Genomic DNA, 7,701 nt, shown 5'->3' with positions numbered 1-7,701 from the left:
GAGGAACAGGCATCAGTCAATATGCCATATGTTTCGGGAAATCATATTTCCTAGTTACAAGCCCCATCCCCTCGTGGGTGGGGCAGTTGACTCAATGACAAATGACAAATGACCAATAACTAATGACTAATGACTAAAATTATGCTTCCCTTCATCCGGTCAGATTTAGCCCAATTTACCGCGTATAAACCCCACCCCAGCAGTGATACAGCCAATTCTGTCCCCACACAGTTTGATCGCCTGGATACAAATGAAAGTCCTTATGATTTACCACCTGAGTTAAAAGAGAAACTAGCATGGACGTATCAGCAAGTAATTGAAACAAATCGTTATCCTGATGGCGGGCATGAAACGCTTAAGGATGCGATCGCAGAGTACGTCAATGAATCAGCCGCCCTCCCGCTATCCAATACTGCTGCCAATATTTCTGTGGGAAATGGTTCTGATGAAATAATCCGCTCTTTATTAATCGCTACCTGTCTAGGAGGAGAAGGTTGTATTTTAGTTGCCACTCCTACTTTCTCTATGTACGGGATTTTAGCCCAGACTTTGGGAATTTCTGTAGTGACGGTGGGAAGAAATGAAACAAATTTTGAAATTGACTTACAAGCCGCACAGTCTGCGATCGCCCAAACTCAAAATCCCCCCATTCGCGTAGTTTTTGTAGTGCATCCAAATTCGCCCACCGCTAACAGATTAACTGCGGCAGAATTGGCGTGGTTAAGAAGCTTACCAGAGGATATTTTGGTAGTAATTGATGAAGCTTATTTTGAATTCAGCCAAACAACTCTAGTAAGTGAGTTATCACAGCGCCCAAACTGGTTAATATTACGCACTTTTTCTAAAGCTTTCCGATTAGCATCTCTCCGGGTTGGTTATTGCATCGCTCATCCCGAAGCGATCGCCATTTTAGAAAAAGTTCGCCTACCTTATAATCTCCCCAGCTTTTCCATAGCAGCAGCATTAGTTGCTTTACAAAACCGCACACTCTTGCTAGAGTCAATTCCCCAAACCTTGAGTGAACGAGCCAAACTCATCGAAATTTTATCTCAGCAACCAGAATTACAAATTACCGCAAGCGCTGCTAATTTTATTTACCTACGCCTTAAACCAAATGGCTTAAGTTCACAAGATACTGTACTAAAAACTTTCCATCAGAAACTGAGGAAACTCGGCACTCTTGTACGACACATTAGTGGAGGATTGCGAATTACTATCGGGACAATAGATGAAAACGCCCGCACGGTTACTAGAGTCCAAGCAGTTTTAGGAGATTTAGAATTTTAGCAATTCACTCAATAGTTAAATCGGCTGTCCATCTCACTGCCCAAACGACGTACTACTCCTACTGTTTGTGGCAGTACACCTACCAAAAGGGCAAAAGCAACATCCGGCAAAAGAGCCACTATTTCTGGTGGAAAGTATTGTTCAAATTGATCGAGAATTTTCTGAACTCGCTGCGCAGGGACTGGGTTTTCTGTAATTTGTTTAATTAACCGAATCCACTGTCGTCTAATCAAGTAAGCCTTCTGGCGTTCTTCATTCGATTCGGGAGTTAATAAAGACAGATTACCTATAGGCAGTGCCCTTTGGCAATCACAATCGTAATCCCCACCCACAGCAGCCCCAGGCCCAGCAAACTCTGCATGGTAGCGTTTAAAGAGGATTAGTCCATTCCGTCTCCGACTATTGACGATGAAAACCTCTCCACTATGTAAACGTGTGAGGATATCCGAGCCTTGCGACTGCTCAGTTCCATCTGGCATGACAACAGAGTCAAGGAAACTAGTTTTCGGGTAATAAGTTGATATCATAGAGTTTTGATAGCGTCGATGCTGTTCGCTATCCATGTTTTTTAAACTTTCAACGAATTTGGTAGTAGTATGCACTTCAAAACGGAATTAAATTTTATGTCAAATTAGGTCTTTGAATTTTTTATTATCAAGAGTTTTTTGGTCAATTTAACTAAGATACTTATAAATACGCATTGTTTAGTAATTGAGTGATTATATTTTATGAGATATAACCAGCTTTGTCCCTAAATTAAGAGACTGTTTTCTTAAAGTTTTTATAAAGATTAATATTTTCATTACAAAGTTGTTATGAGGAATTTTTTCTTTTAGTAGGAAATTTACAGATATATTCTATTGTAATTCATTTATCTATATCAAATAAAGTAATATAGAATGGTTGTTGTTTAATGACAGTTAAAAAAGACAAAATGTAACATTTAATAACTTAGCAAAGTCTTTTAAGGTTATTTTTTATCATATATTAATATTCTAATTATCTATCATAAACCTAAAGAACATCCTTAAAATTGGATCTAAAGCTATATATAGCGACACATTGAGCCAATAATACCTGAATTTTTAGTTAGGTTAGGTTCTGCTTTGATTATCGATATCTATGAGATATTTTCTCCAAGCTAATACAATATAAAAATTTACAACCATTCAGCTAGCAGCTAGTGGAATCAGCACTCAGATGCTTGTGCAATAACATCTGGCTTGAGCGTCCTAGTAAAAATGTATTCAAATTCGATTCAACTTTATGCACCCGATATCCCACCTTAAAATAAAGTTGTCTTGCCTGATAGTTATTTTCCAAAACGTGAAGATATAAGTCTTGAAATCCCCACTCTCGAGAAACTTTTTCACAGCTACTCAGTAACCCTGAAGCTACGCCATGTCTACGGTATTTTGGGTGAACCGCTAAATTAGATAAGTAAGGAAAACCCATACCAGCCTGAATCCACGAATCACTGTAACGTACACCCATTTCCACACTTCCTACTAAATTATTAGCACCACTACTAGCTTCAAAGGCTACTAAACAAACATGACGGGGTAGAGGTGATGCCATCCGATGCCTTAAGTCTTCGTAAATTCCCAGACGGAGCAATGGAAAAGCCCATCCCCACATACCTTTTTGGGAGTGAAAGCTTTCAGCAATAATTTGGGAAACACCGATCAAATCAGCAGGTATAGCTGTACGAATTTGAAATTCGCAGCAAGCTGGATCGGTTGGCTGTTGCTGGTATGGATGAAAAAACCGATATTTCAAGGCTAGTTTAGTATTGATTTTATTCAACGAAAATTTTCTCAAATATCCTCAAACACCATTTAAACTGAATAAAAACTTTATATCTCCCCAGGAGATAAACTGACCTAAGATTGCTAATTCGCTTTTGCTTAATACAGCATACAAAGTTTTACACTTTAGTTTGGGACTTTATAGCCTATCTTTTTGAAAGAGTCTTAGAAGTTACAGCTTCATAAAGCTACAATCTCAAGTTAAGTAGGTTCAGATGCATCCTTTACTTGATATAAGGAGGATATCAGTCTGTTTACCACAAAAACATCTGTAAAGTTGTACAGATTTAGGTTAATGGGTAGATAGATAGCATAACCTGTCCGTAAGCATTACTTAGAGAATTGTTAAGTAAGTACACTACTGACAAACTCTGATTGCAAACCACCTTTGGTTATAGTGTTGAACTTGTTTATGCAATTGACGCTACCTACACTAACAAGACTTTGCTGCTCGGTCATAGAAACAGGCTGTACATGTGCTAGGCAGGAATCTTGCAGATTCCTCTTCCTAACTTCTTAATGAATGCCACTTGTCTTAATGATAGTTATGATTGCTAAATTAGAAAGACGTATTTGTCTAATAGTATACTTTAGCTTTAAATCTTATTTTTAATTTTGCTGACTCTACCATGACTACCATAAATAAAATTTACCTGCAAGTGTTAGTACAACTGCTGCAAAGGGAAAACTTAATATGCAGCTTCATCTAGATTTTTCAGCTAGCTATTAGTGCTGTATGTAGTATTAGACGTTGCTTACAGGAGGTGAAAAAAGATTTGGCTAGCAAGTATCGACTCTATAACCCTAAAACTGACCATGAAAGCAATTACACTTCACTAAAGCAAACGGTAATGGGCATAAGCCATTGAGACGAATTACTGTGAGTAAACGCTCCTACACTCAGCAGTCATGTAGCCAAGCAGCCCTATTGGTCGAAATGCTCTGCTCTTACCTGACTCAGAAAAATCCTTCCCTGATCAGATTATTCTTTATCCGACTGCCGTTGCAGCAGGAAAGCGGTGCATGAAATCCCAAGCAAACAGTAAGCCGAAAATTTTGGTTGTTGATGATGAGCCAGACAACCTTGACTTGCTTTACCGCACTTTCTATCGCGACTATAAAGTGCTGAGGGCAACCTCTGGCCCTGCGGCCCTTGATTTACTGGCTCAAGAGGGAGAAGTCGCGGTGATCATCTCCGATCAGCGAATGCCGATGATGAGCGGTACAGAATTTTTGAGCCTGACAGCAACTCAATATCCAGATATTATTCGGATTATTTTAACTGGCTACACTGATGTCGAAGATTTGGTGGAAGCAATCAACGCTGGTAAGGTCTTTAAATATGTTACTAAACCTTGGGAAGCTGAGGAACTTAAAGCTGTGGTACGCCAAGCTTTGGATACTCATAATGTCCTCAAAGCCCGTACCCGCGAACTTACCCGCACACTCCGACAAGAATCGCTGCTGAATACCGTCACCAATACGATTCGCAGTGCTTTAGACTACAGACAAATTTTGCAGGCAATTGTAGATACAGTGGGTCACATGTTGGAGGTGGATGTCTGTCTGTTGCGTCCCTTCCAAGATGAGCAATTGACGGATAAAGGATTCATTTATCAGAAGGCTCTTTCTCAAGAAGGGGATGTATATACACCAGTAGAGGTACAGGCAAATAATTCTTCTGCTGTGTCCCTCTCCCCCTCTACCCCTCTGACTGTTTTGGCTCAGACGGTGTGGGAAACCCGCGAAGTTCAGGTGATTCACGATGTAACCGATGATAAACGCATTCACGGTAATACTCCCGAACTCCGCCAACGTGGGGAAGCTTTTGTCGCTGCTAATATTTGTTCTAGTTTAGTCGTGCCATTGATCTGCCAACAAGAACTGATGGCAGTGCTGGCACTACACCAGTGTTCTGTACCCCGCTTCTGGGGAGAAGATGAGGTGCAGCTAGTGTTGATGGTAGCGGATCAGGCAGCCTTAGCTTTATCTCAAGCTTATGCTTACGAACAAGTACGGGCCCTTGCCAAGCGAGAGAGTTTAATTAATACGATTACTAGCGCGATTCGCTCTAGTCTAGACCCCCAAGATATTTTTGCGGCCATTACTCAACAACTGGGACAAGCCTTACAGGTTGATGGCTGCGTCCTGTCTTTGTGGACAGAGGAAGATGAGTTTGTCGAGTGTGTGGGCTTGTATGACAGTTTTCAACATTTGGAAAATTTACATTCGCCAGTCCTAGACAATAACTCAAGTAGCAATCATCACTTAACAACTCCAAGATTACCCTATTCTCAAGCATCTATACAGGAGAATCCCATCCTCCAGCAAATGCTACAGACACATGAACCTGTGGTAATTGGTAACGTGAGCCATTCTCCCTCAGATGTGCAGGGTTTTAATTTGCCGTTAAAAATGCCAGCCCGATCGCTAATGTTTGTGCCATTATTGGCGGATGGTAAATGTATCGGTAGTATTACTTTGCATGAAGGTAAAAAAGTACGCCAGTGGCTACAATCTGATATCGATTTGGCGAAAGCAGTAGCGGCTCAAGCCGCGATCGCTGTGCAGCAGTCACATTTGTATCAAAAGACTCGCCAACAAGCTGAACGGTTACTGGAGTTAGACAAACAAAAAACCGAATTTTTCCAAAATATTTCCCATGAGTTTCGCACGCCCATCACCTTGATTCTAGGGCCTTTAGAGTCGGCGGTAGCTGCTGGTGAAGGATTATCTTACTCCCAAAGTGCGATCGCCCTGCGTAACTCCCGCCGTCTGCTACGACTGGTAAATCAACTCCTGGATTTACAACGCCTGAATGCGGGGAGAATGCAGCCTAGTTTCCATCCCTGCGATTTAACGGAATTTGTCAGCCAAATTGTAGAATCTTTTCGTCCCTACTGTGAGAAAAAGAAACTGCATCTCGTTACCCAGTTAGATGAATGTTCTCCGGTGTACTTGGACATGGAAAAATTTGACAAGGTGGTTTATAACCTGCTGTCAAATGCCATGAAGTTTACTCCCGAAGGCGGGACAATCAGTGTCAGACTAAATTCTGAGCGCGATCGTTGCATATTGCAAGTACAAGATACAGGAATTGGCATTGTTCAAGAACAAATTCCCCACCTATTTGAGCGCTTCCGCCAAGCTGAAGGTTCAGCAAACCGTTCCTATGAAGGCAGTGGTTTGGGTTTAGCCTTAGTTAAAGAATTGGTAGAATTACATGGTGGTCAAGTAACTGTAGAATCAGTTTACGGTCAAGGCACTACCTTTAGTTTGTGGCTTCTTACTGGAAATGCTCATCTACCGACACCACAAGTAGTAGAAACACCTGCCGAAGTGAACACGAGCCGCGCTAGCGTAGAATTAGCTGATTTAGAACTGGTATCAACAACAGACAATATTGAAGATATTACAATAAGTTCCTCCCCTAATATTGATACTCAAGACTCAGCACTTAAGACTCAACACTTAATTTTAGTTGTAGATGACAACCCGGATTTGCGAACCTATGTATCTGAGATTTTCCGCCGTAACGGTTATCAGGTAAAAACGGCTCGTAATGGTTATGAAGGGCATAATACAGCTAAGGAAATTATGCCCAGCTTGATTGTGACTGACTTAATGATGCCCTTGGTGAGCGGACTGGAGATGATTCAGCTGATCCGCAATGAAGAGAAGCTGAAAGGAACACCGATCATTTTACTGACTGCGAAAGTTGATGAAGAAACCCGCATCGAAGGTACAGAATATGGGGCTGATGCTTATTTAGCAAAACCATTCAACGATCGGGAACTTTTGGCGGAAGTTCGGAATCTTTTGGCATTGAAGGAAAATGAACGGCGAATCGTGGAGTTAAATACTTATCTAACAGAATCAGTGCTAAAGCGCTTTTTGCCAGCTGTATTGGTGCAAAAAGCCGCAACTGGTGATTTAACGTTAGATTTGCGTCCAGAACCACGCTTAATTACAGTTTTATTTAGTGATATCGTGGGTTTTACACAGCTATCAAATACTCTTAGATCCCGGCGAGTCGCAGAGTTGCTAAATGAATATTTAGAAGCCATGACCAAAGTTGTCTTTAGTAATGGCGGCACTGTAGATAAATTTATGGGAGATGCTATTTTAGCTTTATATGGAGCGCCGGAAGAACTAACCCCCAACGAACAGGTGCGTCGTGCCATTAATACAGCAAGAGCAATGCACCGTTCGCTGGCTGACTTGAATCAGCGCTGGCGAGATCAAGGTGTATTTGATGGCGACAGACTGACTAGCGTCCAGTTTCGGTGCGGTATCCACCAAGGTACTGCTGTTGTGGGGATGTTTGGTAGTGCTGAACGCGCTGATTATACAGCCATTGGCCCAAGTGTGAATATTGCTGCAAGGTTGCAAGCTGCTGCTGTTCCCGGTACTATCTTGGTTTCTGCTGCCGTGGCAGATTATTTGCAAGAAGAAGAAATTACTAAAGGTAGTCCATTAAAACTTAAAGGAGTAGATGAAACAGTTTTGACCTTTGCTGTTACACCAGAGGTAATGGTTAATCGCTAAAATTTAGACTGGTGTTTTAAAGCATTAGCAATGAGTAAGAGTGCCTAATCATATCCAG

General features: G+C 41.3%; 4 protein-coding genes. 2 read left to right on the top strand and 2 right to left on the bottom strand.

Annotated elements, in window-relative coordinates:
- The first annotated feature begins 141 nt into the window (after nt 1-141).
- On the top strand, nt 142-1,287 hold the full coding sequence (locus V7K38_RS18770) for a histidinol-phosphate transaminase (RefSeq protein WP_334859906.1): 1,146 nt from the start codon (nt 142-144) through the stop codon (nt 1,285-1,287).
- 8 nt (nt 1,288-1,295) lie between these two features.
- Here V7K38_RS18770 and V7K38_RS18765 read toward each other — a convergent pair whose 3' ends face one another.
- Both V7K38_RS18765 and V7K38_RS18760 read right to left on the bottom strand, forming a co-directional pair.
- Complete coding sequence (locus tag V7K38_RS18765; RefSeq protein WP_334859903.1) at nt 1,296-1,850, bottom strand: hypothetical protein; 555 nt, start codon at nt 1,848-1,850, stop codon at nt 1,296-1,298.
- Nucleotides 1,851-2,460: 610 nt separating this feature from the next.
- Nucleotides 2,461-3,093 (bottom strand): GNAT family N-acetyltransferase, encoded by a 633-nt coding sequence (locus tag V7K38_RS18760; protein ID WP_334859902.1) that lies wholly within the window; start codon nt 3,091-3,093, stop codon nt 2,461-2,463.
- Nucleotides 3,094-4,118: 1,025 nt separating this feature from the next.
- Between V7K38_RS18760 and V7K38_RS18755 the strand changes: the two genes are divergently transcribed.
- The gene (locus V7K38_RS18755; RefSeq protein ID WP_334859901.1) at nt 4,119-7,643 is read left to right on the top strand and encodes a response regulator; all 3,525 of its coding nucleotides are present in this window, start codon (nt 4,119-4,121) and stop codon (nt 7,641-7,643) included.
- Nucleotides 7,644-7,701 lie beyond the last annotated feature (58 nt).

Source organism: Nostoc sp. (genome assembly GCF_036917465.1).
GTDB lineage: Bacteria > Cyanobacteriota > Cyanobacteriia > Cyanobacteriales > Nostocaceae > Nostoc.
This window is presented reverse-complemented; position numbering and strand designations above follow the sequence as displayed.